The organism is Polaromonas sp. P1_G2, assembly GCF_056405515.1.
In genome coordinates this window covers 1-16,626 of record NZ_JBFUBY010000062.1, presented here as the reverse complement: position 1 = coordinate 16,626, position 16,626 = coordinate 1, and the positions used below count along the sequence as shown (strand labels likewise).

Below are 16,626 nucleotides of genomic sequence, written 5' to 3'. Positions count from 1 at the left end.
GTCCTGCGCGCCGGCCTGGGTTGCCGGGTCCAGCTTGCGCCAGGTCGTGCCCTTGCGGTTGAGCAGCGTTTCCCAGCCGGCGGCCTGGGCCCAGCGCCCCAGCTGTTCGGGCGGCACGCCCTGTTTTTTGAAGTCATGGAACTGGTGCTCGACGCCATGCTCGGTAAGCCAGCCACGGGCCTTTTTGACCGTGTCGCAATTGGGGATGCCGTAGAGAATGATCATGCGGTGATTCTGGCAGATGTAGCGGCTGCACCTGCGGCCTGCGAGGCTGGAATAATCAAACGATGCTGCCACCCGGTAGCCCCTGTTCGCTTCAACATTTCACGGATGTCCCATTCATGACCGCTGCTTCGGCCACGCCCACCGACTCCTCCCAAACCGTCTTGTACCCGCCCATCGAGCCTTTTCGCACCGGTGTCCTGGAAACCGGCGACGGCCACTCGGTCTACTGGGAGCTGTGCGGCAATCCCAAGGGCAAGCCGGCGGTGTTCCTGCATGGCGGCCCGGGCGCGGGCTGCTCGCCCGAGCATCGCCGCCTGTTCGACCCCGAGCGCTACTGCGTGCTGCTGTTCGACCAGCGCGGCTGCGGCCGCTCGCGTCCCAGCGCCTCGCTGGACAACAACACGACCTGGCACCTGGTGGCCGACATCGAACGGCTGCRCAGCCTRCTGGGCGTGGAGCGCTGGCTGGTGTTCGGCGGCTCCTGGGGCAGCACGCTGGCGCTGGCCTATGCGCAGACGCATCCGGCCCGGGTGTCCGAACTGGTGGTGCGCGGCATCTTCGCGCTGCGGCGCGCCGAAGTGCTGTGGTACTACCAGGAAGGCGCCTCCTGGCTGTTCCCCGACCTGTGGGAGGGCTTTCTCGCGCCGATTCCCGAGGCCGAACGCGGTGACCTGATGGCCGCCTACCGCAAACGCCTGGTCGGCAGCGACAGGGCGGCGCAGCTGGCGGCCGCGCGCGCCTGGAGCCTCTGGGAAGGCCAGACCATCACGCTGCTGCCGGATCCGGCTTTCACCGCGCTGCACGGCGACGATGATTTCGCGCTGGCCTTCGCGCGCATAGAAAACCACTACTTTGTGCACGCCGGCTGGCTCGAAGAGGGCCAGCTGATCCGCGATGCACACAAGCTGGCCGGGATTCCCGGCGTGATCGTGCAGGGCCGCTACGACGTGGCCACACCGGCCAAAACCGCCTGGGACCTGCACCGCGCCTGGCCCGAGGCCGATTTCCAGCTGGTCGCCGATGCCGGCCATGCTTTCAGCGAGCCCGGCATCTTGCATCGGCTGGTCGCCGCAACCGATCGCTTCGCCCGCTGAGTCCAGGGTTTTGGCCCGTGCGCGACAATTCGGGCCTGTATGCAAAACCTCAACACTCTTGAAGATTGGCTGGCTTACTGCGAGCACCTGCACCCTGTCGGCATTGACATGGGCCTGACGCGTATCAGCGCCGTCGCCAAACGCATGGGCCTGGCCTTTGACTGCCCCATCATCACGGTGGCCGGCACCAACGGCAAAGGCTCGACCTGCGCGATGCTCGAAGCCATCCTGCTGGAGGCCGGCTACCGCACCGGCGTTTTCACCTCGCCGCACCTCGTGCATTTTGAAGAGCGCTGCCGTGTGCGCGGCGATATCGTCAGCGCCGCCGACCTGGTGAAACAGTTCGCGCGCGTCGAGGCGGCCCGCACGCAGGGCGAGGCGATTTCGCTGACCTATTTCGAATTCACCACCCTGGCCATCCTGCAACTGCTGGCGGATGCGAAGCTGGACGTCGTCATCCTCGAAGTCGGCCTGGGCGGGCGGCTGGATGCCGTCAACATGCTGGACGCCGACTGCGCGGTGATCACCAGCATAGACCTGGACCACATGGAATACCTGGGCCCCGACCGTGAAAGCATAGGCCGCGAAAAAGCCGGCATCATGCGCGCCGGCAAGCCGGTCATCGTGAGCGACCCGGTGCCGCCGCAAAGCGTGATGGACCATGCCGCGGCGGTGGGCGCCGATTTGTGGCGCTTTGGCACGGACTTCAATTTTTCGGGCGACAAGCAGCAGTGGGGCTGGGCCGGGCGCGGGCGCCGGTACGCAGGGCTGGCTTACCCGGCGCTGCGCGGCGCCAACCAGCTGGTCAATGCCTCGGGTGTGCTGGCGGCGCTGACGGCGCTGCGCGACCGCCTGCCGGTCACGGCCCAGGCGGTGCGCAACGGCCTGTCCATGGTCGAATTGCCGGGGCGCTTCCAGATCGTGCCCGGCCAGCCCACGCTGGTGCTGGACGTGGCGCACAACCCACATTCGGTGGCCGCGCTGGCCGAAAACCTCGATGCCATGGGCTTTTACCCCTGCACCCATGCGGTGTTCGGCGCCATGGCGGACAAAGACCTGGCCCCCATGCTGGCGCGGGTCGCGCCGCTCATCGACAAGTGGTATTTCACCGATCTTCCGACACCGCGGGCCGCCACCGCGGCGGATTTGCAGGCGCGCTGGACGGCGGCCAACACCCGGCCCGACGCCACCTCCGGCACCCATCCGTCCCCCGAAGCGGCGCTGCAGGCGGCGGTCAAGGCCGCGACCCCCGCTGATAGAATCGTTGTGTTCGGCTCGTTCTACACAGTGGGCGGTATTTTGAAGGACGGCGTGCCGCGTCTTTCGGCCCCGCACCTGGCCAGCTGAAGCCGGACGCGCCGCCCCCGGCCCCGCGTTCCGGAGGGCCCGGAGCCCACCTTCACCGTTAACGCCACCCTTATCGGATCCAAGCCACACCATGCCGTTTTTCAACTTCCGCCGGGGCGGCTCCAACGCTGCCTCCAATGCCGGGCCAGCCGCTCAACCGGAAAGCGTGGAAGTGATGCGCAAGCGCGCCAAACACCGGCTGATCGGTTCGGCCGTGCTGGTGCTCATCGGCGTGGTGGGTTTTCCGCTGCTGTTCGACACCCAGCCCCGGCCCATCCCGGTCGACATCCCCATCGAGATCCCCGGCAAGGGCACGGTCAAGCCCCTGGCCGCGCCGGCAGCGCCGACCGCTACGGCCCCCGCGCCGGCGGCAACCGCAACACCAGCCCCCACGCCCGCTGACAAAGTGGCCGCAGCCGCGAGCCTGGCGCCCAAGGAAGAAATCCTGCCGTCCAAGCCCGCCGCTGCTGCGTCTGCGCCGGCAGCGGTCAAACCCGAAGCCAAGCCCGAGGCAAAACCGGCGCCCAAGCCTGAGCCCAAGCCGCCCGCCAAGCCTGAACCCAAGCCCGTCGCCAATGCCGATGCCGCTCGCGCCAGCGCGCTGCTCAACGGCAGCACGCCGCCGGCCGCCGCCAAACCGGCCGCCTCCGAGGCCGAAGGCCGGCTGGTGGTGCAGGTGGGCGCCTTTGCCGACGTCGCCAAAGCGCGTGAGGCGCGCCTGAAGCTCGAAAAAGCCGGGCTGAAAACCTATACGCAAGTCGCGGAAACCAAGGACGGCAAGCGCATTCGGGTCCGTGTGGGGCCGTTTGCCACCAAGGCCGAGGCTGAAAAGGCTGCCGGAAAAGTCAAGAGCCTTGATTTACCGGCCGCCATCCTGACCTTGTAATGATTCGTGACGGCTGTTGACTGGATTTTGCTGGGGGTGCTGGTGTTTTCCATGCTGCTGGGCGCATGGCGCGGGTTGGTGTACGAGGTGTTGTCGGTGCTGGGCTGGGTCGTGTCGTTTTTTGTGGCGCAATGGTTTGCGCCTGACCTGGCCACCCGGTTGCCGCTGCAGTCGGCGGCCGACCCGGTGCGTTATGCGGCGGCCTTTGTGCTGATCTTCATCGCCTCGGTGTTCGCGGCGGGGCTGCTGGCGTTTTTGGTCAAGAAACTGGTGGCCGCCGTCGGCCTGGCGCCCATTGACCGTGTGCTGGGCGCCGGGTTCGGCGTGCTGCGCGGCGTGATTTTGTTGCTGGCCGCGACCGTCGTGATCGACATGACGGCGCTGAAAACCAGCGACTGGTGGCGGGAATCAAAGGGCGCGCCGGTGTTGGCGGCCACGCTCAAAGCCCTGAAGCCGGTGTTGCCCGAACAGTTTGCGAAATATTTAACCTAACTTTGAAGAGTCAACTCATCATGATCGGAACACCATGTGCGGGATAGTCGGCGTCGTCAGCAAAGCCCCCGTCAACCAGCTCATCTATGACGGCCTGCTGCTGCTGCAGCACCGCGGCCAGGATGCGGCGGGCATCGTCACGCAGCAGGGGCGCAAGTTCTACATGCACAAGGCCAAGGGCATGGTGCGCGACGTGTTCCGCACCCGCAACATGCGCGCGCTGCCGGGCACGGTGGGCCTGGGCCAGGTGCGCTACCCGACGGCCGGCRACGCCTACAGCGAAGACGAGGCCCAGCCTTTTTATGTCAACGCACCTTTCGGCCTGGTGCTGTCGCACAACGGCAACCTGACCAACGCGGCCGAACTCAAGGCCGAGCTCTTCAACACCGACCACCGCCACATCAACACCGACAGCGACTCCGAAGTGCTGCTCAACGTACTGGCGCATGAGCTCGAGAAAACCACGCGCGGCCTGCCGCTCAAGCCCGTCGACGTGTTCGCCGCGGTGCGCGGCGTGCACAAGCGCGTGAAGGGCTCCTACGCCGTCGTCGCGCTGATCGCCGGCCACGGCCTGCTGGCCTTCCGCGATCCCTTCGGCATCCGCCCGCTGTGCATAGGCCGCGGCCAGAACGAGGGCGGCGCCACTGTCATGGTGGCCAGCGAATCGGTGGCCCTGGAAGGCACCTCGCACCAGTTCGAGCGCGACATCGCGCCCGGCGAGGCGGTGTATGTGGACATGGAAGGCGTGGTGCACGCCGAGCAGTGCGCGCCGAATGCCAAGCTCAACCCCTGCATCTTTGAATTCGTCTACCTGGCACGTCCCGACTCGGTGCTGGACGGCATCTCGGTCTACCAGGCCCGCCTGAACCTCGGCGAGACGCTGGCCAAGCGTGTGGTCTCCACCGTGCCGCCCAGCGAGATCGACGTGATCATCCCGATCCCGGAATCCAGCCGCCCCAGCGCCACGCAACTGGCGCATCTGCTGGGCATTCCCTACCGCGAGGGCTTCGTCAAGAACCGCTACGTCGGCCGCACCTTCATCATGCCGGGGCAGGGCGTGCGCAAGAAATCCGTGCGCCAGAAGCTCAACGTGATTGCCAGCGAGTTCAAGGGCCGCAACGTGCTGCTGGTCGACGATTCCATTGTGCGCGGCACCACCAGCCGTGAGATCGTGCAGATGGCGCGCGACGCCGGCGCCAAAAAGGTTTACCTGGCCAGCGCCGCGCCACCCGTGCGTTTCCCCAATGTCTACGGCATCGACATGCCCACGCCGGGCGAACTGGTGGCGCATGGCCGCACCATCGAGGAAATCCGCGAAGTCATTGGCTGCGACGCGCTGATTTACCAGGACGTCGAGGGCATGAAACGCGCCATCGGCTCGCTCAACACCAAGCTCGACGGCTTTGACGCCTCCTGTTTTGACGGCGTCTACATCACCGGCGACGTCACGGCCGAAACCATTGCCGCGATGAACTCGCAGCGCGCCGACACCGCCGAGAAGATCGGCGAGGACAGCGACGTCGATGTGTCACGCCTGGCGCTGCCCAATCCGCAAGAAGCCTGAGCATRACAAAAAGAAAACTGCCCGACAACCTGCACCGCGACACGCTGGCCGTGCGCGTGGCGCTGGAGCCCAGCCAGCACGGCGAAAACTCCGAAGCGCTGTACCTGACCAGCGGTTTTGTGCAGCCCGATGCCGAGACCTCGGCGCGGCGCTTTGCCGATCCGACGGAGGGCTACACCTACGGCCGCACTTCCAATCCCACGGTCACGAGTTTTGAGCGCCGCCTCGCCGCGCTCGAAGGCACGGAAGCGGCCATTGGCGCCTCCACCGGCATGGGCGCCATCCTCATGATGTGCATGGGCCTGCTCAAGGCCGGCGACCACGTGATTTGCTCGCGCTCCATGTTCGGCTCGACCATCGCGCTGATAGGCCGCGAGTTCGGCAAGTTTGGTGTTGAAACCACCTTTGTCTCGCAGACCGACATCAGCGAGTGGAAGGCCGCCTTGCGTCCCGGCACCAAGCTGCTGTTCGCCGAAACGCCGACCAACCCGCTGACGGAGGTCTGCGACATTCGGGCGCTGGCCGACCTGGCACACAGCGTGGGCGCCTTGCTGGCGGTCGACAACTGCTTTTGCTCGCCGGCCTTGCAACGCCCGGTGGAGTTCGGCGCCGACCTCATCATGCATTCGGGCACCAAATACCTGGACGGCCAGGGCCGTGTGATGGCGGGCGCGCTCTGCGGCCCGTCCAAACTGATCGTCGACGTGTTCGGGCCCATCGTGCGCACCGCCGGCATGACGCTGGCGCCTTTCAACGCCTGGGTCGTGCTCAAGGGCCTGGAAACCTTGAGCATCCGCATGCAGGCGCAGAGCGCGAACGCGCTGGCCGTCGCGAAATGGCTGGAGACCCAGCCCGCCGTGAAGCGTGTGTACTACCCCGGCCTGGCATCGCATCCGCAGCACGAACTGGCCATGCGCCAGCAGTCGGGGCTGGGCGGCGCGGTGCTGTCCTTCGACGTGCGCGGCGACACGCCGGAAACGGCGCGCGCCAATGCCTTCCAGGTCATCAACAGCACGCAGGTGCTCAGCATCGCCACCAACCTGGGCGACACCAAGACCATCATCAGCCACTCGGCCACCACCTCGCACGGGCGCCTCAGCGAAGAGCAGCGCCAGGCCGCCGGCATAGGCCAGGGCCTGGTGCGCGTGGCCGTCGGGCTGGACCACGTGGACGACATCAAGGCCGACCTCTCCCGCGGCCTCAGCCTCATCGCATGACTGCAGTAATGACTCAAAAGACCCGCACCCGCTTCGCCCCTTCACCGACAGGCTTCATCCACCTCGGCAACATCCGCTCCGCGCTCTACCCGTGGGCCTTTGCCCGCGCCACCGGCGGCGACTTCATCCTGCGCATCGAGGACACCGACGTGGAGCGCTCCAGCCAGGAGGCCGTCGACGTCATCATCGAAGGCATGCGCTGGCTGGGCCTGAACCACGACGAGGGCCCGTTCTTCCAGATGCAGCGCATGGACCGCTACAAGGCCGTGCTTGCGCAGATGCGCGCCGACGGCCTGGTCTACCCCTGCTACATGAGCGTGGCCGAGCTCGACGCCCTGCGCGAAAAGCAGATGGCCGCCAAGGAAAAACCGCGCTACGACGGCACCTGGCGCCCCGCGCCCGGCAAGACCCTGCCGCCCGTGCCCGAAGGCGTGTTGCCGGTGCTGCGCTTCATGAACCCGCAAGGCGGCAGCGTGGTGTGGGACGACAAGGTCAAGGGCCGCATCGAGATCAGCAACGACGAACTCGACGACCTCGTCATCGCGCGGCCCGACGGCACGCCGACCTATAACTTCTGCGTGGTCGTCGACGACATCGACATGGCCATGACCCACGTGATACGCGGCGACGACCACGTCAACAACACGCCGCGGCAGATCAACATCTTCAAGGCCCTGGGCAAGGAGCCGCCGGTCTATGCCCACCTGCCCACCGTGCTCAATGAGCAAGGCGAAAAACTCAGCAAGCGCAACGGCGCCAAGCCGGTCACGCAGTACGCCGCCGAAGGCTATCTGCCCGACGCCATGGTCAACTACCTGGCGCGCCTGGGCTGGAGCCACGGCGACGACGAAATCTTCAGCCGCGAGCAGTTCATCGGCTGGTTCAACCTGGACCATTTGGGCAAGAGCGCCGCGCAGTTCGACGAAGCCAAGCTGCGCTGGGTCAATGCCCAGCACCTCAAGGCCATGCCCGACGACAAGCTCGCCGAGGCGGTCACGCCTTTCCTCGCGGCGCAGGGCGTCACGGGCCAGGACACGGCATGGATCGCGCGCGGCTGCGGCCTCTTCAAGGACCGCTGCAGCACGCTGGTGGAACTGGCCGGCTGGCTGCAGCGCCTGGTCACGGGCGGCCAGCCTGGCGCTGAAGACCTGGCCACGCACGTGACCGATGCCGTGCGCCCCGCGCTCGCCAAACTCGCCGATGCCCTGGGCTCGGCCGAGTGGAACAAGGCCGCGATTTCCGCGGCCATCAAGCAGGTGCTGGCCGACACCGGCCTCAAGATGCCGCAGCTCGCGATGCCGGTGCGCGTGCTCGTGATGGGCACACCTCAGACCCCGTCACTCGACGCGATTCTGGAGCTCATGAAACGCGAAGATGTGGTCTCCCGGCTCAAGCTTGTCTGAGGATTTGAAAAAGATCAAATTTTCGGGCTATAATTCAAGGCTCGACACAATTGCAGGGCAACTTGCAATAGCTTGAAGGGGGTATAGCTCAGCTGGGAGAGCGCTTGCATGGCATGCAAGAGGTCAGCGGTTCGATCCCGCTTACCTCCACCAAAGTTTGTCGCGAAGAATTTGAAGTTAGCCGGGACTTTGTGTCACCACAAAAGCCCGTCGGAAATTCCAAGGTTTTGACCCTATCGTCTAGAGGCCTAGGACACCACCCTTTCACGGTGGCTACAGGGGTTCGAATCCCCTTAGGGTCGCCAGCATTCATCACCTCGTGTGGTGCCCAAGGCGCAAGTTGACAACCGCAGTCCCGCAAGGGCCAGCGACTTGGCTCGAAAGAGCGAATGTTGTCACTACCAGGAGTGGTAGTTCAGTTGGTTAGAATACCGGCCTGTCACGCCGGGGGTCGCGGGTTCGAGTCCCGTCCACTCCGCCAAATCCGAAAAGGGCCTGCAAGATTTCTTGCAGGCCCTTTTTTCGTTTTCGGCTTTTGTGTCCTGCGTGCGGACGGTGACGAAATGGTCGAACTCATCCGTCACCACCACGCACCCCAGGCAGCCCGGCACCTTCTGCATCGCTTTTTCGAAATCGGCGAAGGACTGCGGGGTGGACCGTCCAGCACTCCGCCGATCACGACCTGCATGCCAAGGTTTAGCGAAGCAGGATTGAGCAGCGCAACCCGGTCCAGGTCAGGCACCGGGTAATGGTTTCATTCTGTAAACGCACTTTTATTTCTTAATATTATTTAATTAAACAATTTTCGAAAATTTTTTATCGAATTATTCAAATATTTAACCTGAAAAGTCGATCACATTGCAACCCTGTTATACGGCCTCGGCGATAGACTTTGTTTCAACGCGGCCCATGCCGTATCAAAGAGGAGCAATGCGATGATGAACCCAAGGTATGAGAAGCGCTTCTTACTGGCCATGGYGCTGGTCTTGCTGGCCCCTTGGGCTGGCGTCCACGCGCAGGGCTATCCGTCCAAACCGGTCCAGCTGGTCATCCCTTTTCCGCCGGGAGGCGCCACCGACATCGCCGGACGCCTGGTCGCCAAAAAGCTGGGCGAGCGCCTGGGGCAGCCAGTGGTCATCGACAACCGCCCGGGCGCCGGCACCATCGTCGGTGCCGCATTCGTCGCCAAGGCGTCGCCTGACGGCTACACGCTGCTGATCAGCTCGGGATCCACCTTCACGGTCAACCCGGCACTCATGCCCAAGCTGCCTTACGACCCGATCAAGAGTTTCGAGCCTGTCGGGATGGTGGCGCGCGTTCCCCTGGTTTTGCTGGCTAACGTCGATGTCCCGATCAACGACCTGAAGCAGCTGATCGCGGCGGTGCAACGCGCACCGGACAAGTACGTGTACGGCTCCTTCGGCAACGGTACCACGGGACACTTCGCCGGCGAATTGCTCTGGAGCACCGCCGGCATCAAGCTGCAGCACATCGCATACAAGGGCAGCGCGCCGGCGATGACCGACCTGATGGCCGGCCAGATCCCGTTCGCGATTGACACCGTCGCAGCAGCGTTGCCGCAGCTGAAGGCGGCGAAGCCGAAGATCAAGGCCATCGCCGTCACCGGCGCCAGCCGCGCGACACAAATGCCCACCGTGGCGACTGTTGCGGAGAGCGGCTTCACCGGCTTCTCGGCCGATTCCTGGCTCGCCATTGCCGCGCCCAAGGGCTTGCCGGCGGACGTGAAAGCCAAACTGCAGAAGGCGCTGGCCGACACCATGAAGGATCCCGAGATCCGCGACAAGCTCGTCGCCAACGGACTCGAGCAAGCCTGGGAACCCGCTTCCGCGGTTGCGGCGCGCATTGAAAACGAACTCCCCCGCATGCGCGCGGTCGTCCTGCGTTCCAACATCCGGGTCGATTGAGCGTGGCCGCCGGCGGGGAGTGTTGCCCGCGGGACCGGATTCGCCATCGACGGTCTCAGGCATGGCTGGTGAAAGCGTTGCACGTGAGGGTTGGACCTCGTGAAGGAAACTGGAAATGAGAACTGGTCAGTGGATCGCCCGCCTGGCGGGCTTGGTCATCGCGGGCGGCATAACGTCGTCCGTGCCGGCCGCGCAGCTTGTCGTCGGTCAAGTGGCGCCGTTGACCGGTATCGACGCGAGCCAGGGCCGCGCCTACGCGGCCGGCATGCTGTTGCATTTCAACGCCGTGAACAAGGCCGGTGGGGTCAACGGAAACACCTTCACCCTGGCGCGCCGCGACGACGCCGGGCGACCCGATGAAACACTCACCCAGACACGCGCGCTTCTGGCCGAGGACAAGCCGGTGGTGCTTGCCGGCTACTTTGGAAGCCGCAATATTGCTCAACTGATCAGCGCGGGCGTCTTTGAGCGCGAGCGCATCGTGCTGGTCGGCTTCCGCGCGACCGAACTGAACCTGGAGGCTCCGCAACTTTACGGCGTGCGTGCCACATTGCGAGACGAACTTGCCAGAATCACGGCGCACCTGGCCACGGTCGGAATCACCCGGCTGGGCTTGTTTCACGAAAACGGCTCCGGCGCTGCGCCGCTCATCGCCGCCGCACAGGAAGCCGCGGCGAATGCCWAGGCCAGGATCGTGCAAACGGCGGGTTATGACACCGGAACCAACCGCGTGAGCGCCGCCGCCGACGCCATGCTGCAGGCAGCGCCGCAGGCGATCATCATGATTGCCAGTGGAGGCGCTGCTTCGAACTTTGTGGAGAAATACCGTTCAGCCGGGGGAACGGCCCAACTGTTCGCGCATTCGGGCGCGGACATTGAGCAGATGTCGAAACGGCTGTCAGAAGAGCAGATGCAAGGCATCGCGATCGCCCAGGTCACGCCCAGCCCCTACAAAATGACAAACCGGCTCTCCAAGGAATTCAACGACATCGCGGCAACGGCAGGCGCGCAGGATGTTCCGATCAGCTACGCCATGATGGAAGGCTTCATCGCTGCAAAGGTGATCGTTGAAGCCGCCCGGCGGCAAGGCGCGCGTGTGACCCGTGAAGGTTTTGCGTCCGCTCTGGATGGACTGGAAAGCTATGACCTCGGAGGATACGTCATCGGATTTCGGCCGGGGATGCGCAATGGTTCGCGCTTCGTGGAGATGACCATCATCAGCGGGAACGGAAGAATCCGGCAATAAACATCCAGGGAATCGCCAAAAGCCGCCTGTCACGCCGAGGGGCGAGGGTTCGAATCCCGTCCACTCCGGCGACCCGCACGCGATTTTGATTGTTGGCTGCAGGGCAGGGCGCTGGTATCAAAAGTAACGCTGCCCGTCCAGACCGGAGCTCGCGCCACGCTTCGGCCATAATGAGAATAATTCCCATCTACGACGCGCGCGCCTGGTCAGCCACCGCCACATCTCGTCTGCCGCTTGGAGGGGTTCGTCACTTCCCATGGCATTGACCGACCTGTGCTTGAGCGCTATTACCAAGAACTGCTGAACTTCTGTTCCCGCACGGTGCGCAACCGCGATGCCGCGGCTGATGTCGTGCAGGAGAGTTATGCGCGCGTCCTGGCGGTGCAGCATTCCGGCCAGGCAGTGCCAGAGCCACGCGCGCTGCTCTACCGCACGGCGCGCAACCTGCAGATCGACCAGCACCGCCGCAGCGAAGTGCGCGGCGAAGCGCTGCACCCGGACGCCGAAGCCTCGGCCGCCGAACTCGACAACCTTGCGGCGCCGCAGGCCTTCGAGCCCGATGCCGCTGCCTCTTCCGCGCAGGGAGTGAATGCCCTGCTGGCCGCCATCGATGCCCTGCCTTTGCGTTGCCGAGAGGCCTTTGTCCTGCACAAGTTCGACGGCTTGCCGCATTCGGAAGTGGCCGAGCAGATGGGCATATCGCGCAAGATGGTCGAGCAGCACATCAAACTGGCCATGGATGCCTGCAGGCGCTGCAGGGATGGCTTGGATGGAACGCCTGTTGCCGCCCCAGCCCCCAAGCTTCGAAGAAGAAAACCTCCCCGCGAATGACTTTTTGTATGCGTTCCTGCTTTCCCGGCCTAGGGTTTTGCTGTGCTCGTGCGTCTACATCCAAGAGCCGATAAGCACACCATGACCATCCCGCCGCCAGCCCACCCGCCAGCCGCACCGTCCACTGACCCCGACGAAGCGGCGCTGGACTGGTTCGTGCGGCGCGCCGGCGGGCTGCTGGCTGCGGCGGACGAGGCCGCATTCCAGGCCTGGCTGGCGGCGGACAGCGCCCACTTCGCGGCTTTCGCGCGCCACCAGGACGACTGGCGCGCGCTTGATGCGCTGCCGGCGGAAGGCCTGCGCACGCTCAGGCAGAACCTTGCCGACGACAAGGCCGCCGCCGCACCGCGCCGGCAAGCCTGGTGGCGCGAACTGGCCGCCTGGGCGCCGCAAGGCGCGCTGGCCGCCGTGGCGCTCATGGTCTCCTGCGGCGGCTACCTGGCCTGGGGCCTGTGGCAGCAGCAAGCTTTGTTCACGCAGACCTTTGCCACCGCGCGCGGCCAGCAACTCGAGGTGACCCTGCCCGAAGGCAGCCGCCTGAGGCTGGACACCCTCACCAGCGCCGAGGTGGCGCTGTACCGCGGGCGCCGCGAGGTCCGCCTGCCGCAGGGCCAGGCCATGTTCCAGGTCAAGGGCGATCCGGCGCGTCCCTTCGACGTGCTGGCCGGTCCCCTGCGAATCACGGTCGTCGGCACGCGCTTTTCGGTGCGCTACACACCCGGCGTTCCGGGCCGCGCCGGCGTCCAGGTCGCCGTGGAAGAAGGGCGGGTGCGCGTGGCGCGCGCCGAACGCTCGGCCGCGGGCGATGCGGCGGTCGAACTTGTYGCCGGCCAGCAGATCGCCAGCGACATGACGGGCCTGCTGGGCGCCGTGTCCGCGGTTCCCGCCGCGGGCATCGCGCCCTGGCGCGAAAGCCGCGTCAGTTTCGACGACACGCCGCTGGACCAGGCCCTGGCCGAGTTCGGGCGCTACGGCCCCGTGCACCTGACGGTGCGGGACCCGGTCGTCGCCGCGCTGCGCGTGACCGGTACCTTCGACCCGCGCCGTCTCGACAACTTCTCGCGCATCCTGCCGCAGGTCTTGCCCGTGCGCTTGCGCGAGCGCGATGGCGAAGCCGAGATCGTCTCCGCCGGCCACTGAACGCCAACTGGCTGGCCGTTCGCCGGCCATCAAACTCCGTCAATTCACCGCGCGAAAAATTTTTGCGCCCGACCTAGGGTTTCCCAAACCCCATGCGTCTACATGAGAAGGATTCTTATTTGAACCCCATTTAACCCTTCTTCCGGAGATTGCACGCATGCCTCGTTCCCGTTTCCACCTGCCCCCTTTGGCCTTGTTTTTGGCCCTCGGCAGCCCGGTGGTTTATTCACAGGGCGCCGCCGGCGCGCGGGCCGCCACCCCCCTGCAGATCAGCATGGGGGCGCAGCCCCTGGCCCAGGCGCTCAACAACCTGGCGCAGCAGGCCGGGCTGGAGTTGATGGTCCAGCCCGCGCTGGTGGCTGGCAAGACGGCGCCCGTGGTGTCCGGCCGGCTGACACCGCAACAGGCGCTGGACCGGCTGCTGGCCGGCAGCGGGCTGGCAGCGAGCATAGACGGCAATGTGTTTGTCGTGAAGGCGGCTTCGGCCACGACGGGCGCCCAGACCCTGCCGGTGGTCACCGTGACGGCCGGCGCGGAGGAGACGGCTACCAGTGGCGGCAACGGCTATATCGCCAAGCGCAGCGCCTCGGGCTCCAAGACCGACACGCCCATCATCGAGACGCCCCAGTCGATCTCGGTGGTGACCAAGCAGCAGCTTGAAGACCAGAAACCGCGCAGCGTTCCCGAAGCCTTGAATTACGCGCCCGGCGTTTTCACCGGGCTGGTCGGTTCCTCCAACCGCTACGACTACGTGGCCCTGCGCGGTTTCAAGGACAGCAGCGTGGACAGCACCCTGCTCGACGGCCTGCGCATGCTGAGCGACCAGGGCAGCTACACCTCCATGCAGGTCGACCCTTATTTCCTGGAGCGCATCGACGTGGTGCGCGGCCCGGCCTCGGTGCTGTACGGCCGCGCATCGCCGGGCGGCCTGGTGGCGCTGACCAGCATGACGCCGCAGTACCAGCCCTACCGCGAAGTGCAGCTCACGGTCGGCAACCGCAACCGCCGCGAAGCCGCCGTTGATCTTTCGGGCCCCATCGACAAAGACGGCGTGATGGCGTTCCGCGTGACAGCGCTGGAACGCTCGCTGGACTCGCAGTTCAGCACGGTCAAGGAAGAGCGCCAGGCGCTGGCCGCCTCCCTGGCGATCAACCCGTCCACGGACACGCGATTGCTGCTGCAGGCCTACCTGCAGGACGACCCCGAAGGCAGCTATCACAGCGGCGTGCCGGCGGACRCCAGCCTCAACGCCAGCCACAATGGCCGGCTGATTTCGCGCTACTTTTTTGATGGGGACCCCAGCGTCGAGAAATACCAGCGCAAGCAGCGCTTCCTCGGCTACCAGTTCGAGCATGCCTTCAACGACGCCTGGAAATTCCGCCAGAACTTCCGCCACGTGCGGGCCGACACCACGCTGCGCCAGATTTACGGCTACGGCTGGGCCAGCGCCAACGAGCTGACCCGCTTTTATTCCGGCGCCAACGAATCGACGCGCGGCAACACCATCGACAACCAGCTCGAGGGCCGCTACCAGACCGGTGCGCTCAAGCACACCGTGCTGGCCGGGCTCGACTACCAGAAGCGCCGCGTCAGCGGCAGCTGGGAATCGGGCAGCGCGCTGCCCATCAATGTGCTCACCCCCAGCTACGGCGCCCCGGGCCTGACCGGTGTGACCAGCGACCCGATTGACCGCAAGCTGGAACAGACCGGCCTCTACCTGCAAAACCAGACCGAGCTGGACCGCTGGCGCTTCACGCTGGGTGGCCGCATGGACTGGGCCAAGGCCTCCAACCAGTACGGCACCGGCAACCCGGCGCAGTGGAGCGGCTCCAAGTTCACCAAGCGGGCCGGCGTCGTCTACCTGTTCGACAACGGCGTCGCGCCTTATATCGGCTACTCCGACGGCTTCAACCCCAGCCTGCGCAACGACCGGCAGGGCAACAACCTGCAACCCGCCGAGACCAAACAGGTGGAGGTGGGTGTTCGCTACCAGCCCAAGGACTCCAACACCTTGCTGTCGGCGGCGGTGTACGAGCTGTCGCAGAAAAATGTCGCCACACGCCCGGTGGGCGCCGCCTACTTCGAGCCCACCGGCAAGGTGCGCTCGCGCGGCCTCGAGCTGGAGGCGCGTTCGCAGCTGAGCCGCAGCGTGTCGGTGATCGCCAGCTACACCTACACCGACATGAAGTTCACCGAGTCCTCGGACGGCTTCACCGGCAACACGCCCTACCAGGCGCCGCGCCACATGGCCTCGGTCTGGGGCGACTGGAACTTCACGCCGGGCTACACCATGGGCGCGGGCGTGCGCTATGTGGGCTCCAGCTGGGTTGACAACGCCAACAGCATGAAGGTGCCGCCCTACACGCTGGTGGACTTGATGCTGCGCGTCGACCTGGCCCAGCTGAGTCCGTCGCTCAAAGGCGCCAACCTGCGCCTGAGCGTCAACAACCTTTTCGACAAAAGCTACGTGGCCTCGTGCCTGAGCCAGCAGTACTGCTACTGGGGCGATGCGCGCAGCATGGCCGCGACCGTGACCTACCAGTGGTAGCGGCGCGGCCGGTTTTGCCGCCGGCCGCGTGCATTCTTTTCACCATCATGGCCGCCACCCGGCGTGCCGTTCCATCAGGGAGTTGAGTGCAATGAACAAGAATATTTATGACTTCGTGGCGATCGGGCTGGGGCCCTTCAACCTGAGCCTGGCCTGCCTCGCCGAGCCCATCGCCGGGCTGAACGCGGTCTTCCTGGAGCGCAACGCGGAGTTCAACTGGCATCCCGGGATGCTGATCGACAACACCACGCTGCAAAACCCCTTCCTGGCCGACCTGGTCAGCCTGGCGGACCCCAAGAGCTACTTCAGCTTCCTGAACTACTGCAAGGAAGAGGGGAAGATCTACTCCTACTACTTCCGCGAAAGTTTTTACCTCACGCGCGCCGAGTACAACGCCTACTGCCGCTGGGCGGCCGCGCGGCTGTCCAAGGCGCGCTTCGAGTACGACGTGCAGGAAATCGTCCATGACGCCGAATCCGGCTGCTACGTGGTGACCGGCGTGCAGGGGCCGCAGCGCGAGCCCTTCATCATGCGCTGCCGCAAGCTGGTGCTGGGGGTGGGATCCCGGCCGCTGTTCCCGGCCTGCTGCGCGCCCGGCGGCCACCGCTACCTGCACACCGCCGACTACATCACCAGCAAGGCCGAACTGCAGAAAAAACGCTCCATCACCATCGTCGGCAGCGGCCAGAGCGCGGCTGAGGTCTACCA

Annotated in this window: 14 protein-coding genes and 3 tRNA genes; 16 read left to right on the top strand and 1 reads right to left on the bottom strand. The window is 65.4% G+C overall.

The genetic code is table 11. The features are described from left to right. Positions 1-225: ArsC/Spx/MgsR family protein (locus AC1D0P_RS08955; RefSeq protein ID WP_477676411.1), on the bottom strand; the 225-nt coding region annotated here is incomplete at its 3' end. Positions 226-386: 161 nt separating this feature from the next. Here AC1D0P_RS08955 and pip point away from each other — a divergent pair. The 16 genes from pip to AC1D0P_RS08875 form a co-directional block, all read left to right on the top strand. Continuing rightward, the gene (gene pip / locus AC1D0P_RS08950; protein ID WP_477676413.1) at positions 387-1,319 is read left to right on the top strand and encodes a prolyl aminopeptidase; all 933 of its coding nucleotides are present in this window, start codon (positions 387-389) and stop codon (positions 1,317-1,319) included. Between the two features lie 39 nt (positions 1,320-1,358). Beyond that, positions 1,359-2,666: a bifunctional tetrahydrofolate synthase/dihydrofolate synthase gene (gene folC, locus AC1D0P_RS08945; protein WP_477676410.1), complete on the top strand. Its 1,308-nt coding sequence runs from the start codon at positions 1,359-1,361 to the stop codon at positions 2,664-2,666. 91 nt (positions 2,667-2,757) lie between these two features. Then, a complete protein-coding gene (locus AC1D0P_RS08940; protein ID WP_477676409.1) occupies positions 2,758-3,552 on the top strand; it encodes an SPOR domain-containing protein in 795 nt (264 codons plus the stop codon). Positions 3,553-3,558: 6 nt separating this feature from the next. Then, positions 3,559-4,044: a CvpA family protein gene (locus AC1D0P_RS08935; protein ID WP_477676408.1), complete on the top strand. Its 486-nt coding sequence runs from the start codon at positions 3,559-3,561 to the stop codon at positions 4,042-4,044. Positions 4,045-4,078: 34 nt separating this feature from the next. Continuing rightward, complete coding sequence (gene purF, locus AC1D0P_RS08930; RefSeq protein WP_477676407.1) at positions 4,079-5,608, top strand: amidophosphoribosyltransferase; 1,530 nt, start codon at positions 4,079-4,081, stop codon at positions 5,606-5,608. Between the two features lie 2 nt (positions 5,609-5,610). After that, a complete protein-coding gene (locus AC1D0P_RS08925) occupies positions 5,611-6,825 on the top strand; it encodes an O-succinylhomoserine sulfhydrylase (protein ID WP_477676412.1) in 1,215 nt (404 codons plus the stop codon). Positions 6,826-6,833: 8 nt separating this feature from the next. Next, positions 6,834-8,228, top strand: a complete 1,395-nt coding sequence (gene gltX / locus AC1D0P_RS08920; protein ID WP_477676406.1) for a glutamate--tRNA ligase — start codon at positions 6,834-6,836, stop codon at positions 8,226-8,228. A 77-nt stretch (positions 8,229-8,305) separates the two neighbouring features. After that, positions 8,306-8,381: transfer RNA gene (locus tag AC1D0P_RS08915), tRNA-Ala, on the top strand. A 76-nt stretch (positions 8,382-8,457) separates the two neighbouring features. Next, a tRNA-Glu gene (locus AC1D0P_RS08910) sits at positions 8,458-8,533 on the top strand. A 99-nt stretch (positions 8,534-8,632) separates the two neighbouring features. Then, positions 8,633-8,709 (top strand) — tRNA-Asp (locus tag AC1D0P_RS08905). 493 nt (positions 8,710-9,202) lie between these two features. Continuing rightward, positions 9,203-10,153 carry a Bug family tripartite tricarboxylate transporter substrate binding protein gene (locus AC1D0P_RS08900; protein ID WP_477676405.1) on the top strand — a complete coding sequence of 317 codons (951 nt, stop codon included), beginning with the start codon at positions 9,203-9,205 and terminating at the stop codon, positions 10,151-10,153. A 115-nt stretch (positions 10,154-10,268) separates the two neighbouring features. Then, the gene (locus AC1D0P_RS08895; RefSeq protein WP_477676404.1) at positions 10,269-11,399 is read left to right on the top strand and encodes an ABC transporter substrate-binding protein; all 1,131 of its coding nucleotides are present in this window, start codon (positions 10,269-10,271) and stop codon (positions 11,397-11,399) included. A 273-nt stretch (positions 11,400-11,672) separates the two neighbouring features. Then, positions 11,673-12,230 carry a sigma-70 family RNA polymerase sigma factor gene (locus AC1D0P_RS08890; protein WP_477676403.1) on the top strand — a complete coding sequence of 186 codons (558 nt, stop codon included), beginning with the start codon at positions 11,673-11,675 and terminating at the stop codon, positions 12,228-12,230. An 81-nt stretch (positions 12,231-12,311) separates the two neighbouring features. Further along, entirely contained in the window at positions 12,312-13,370 is a 1,059-nt protein-coding gene (locus AC1D0P_RS08885) for a FecR family protein (protein WP_477676402.1), read from the top strand. A gap of 157 nt (positions 13,371-13,527) precedes the next feature. Continuing rightward, on the top strand, positions 13,528-15,918 hold the full coding sequence (locus AC1D0P_RS08880; protein ID WP_477676401.1) for a TonB-dependent siderophore receptor: 2,391 nt from the start codon (positions 13,528-13,530) through the stop codon (positions 15,916-15,918). Between the two features lie 91 nt (positions 15,919-16,009). Continuing rightward, the coding region (locus tag AC1D0P_RS08875) for a SidA/IucD/PvdA family monooxygenase (RefSeq protein ID WP_477676400.1) at positions 16,010-16,626 on the top strand (617 nt) is incomplete at its 3' end.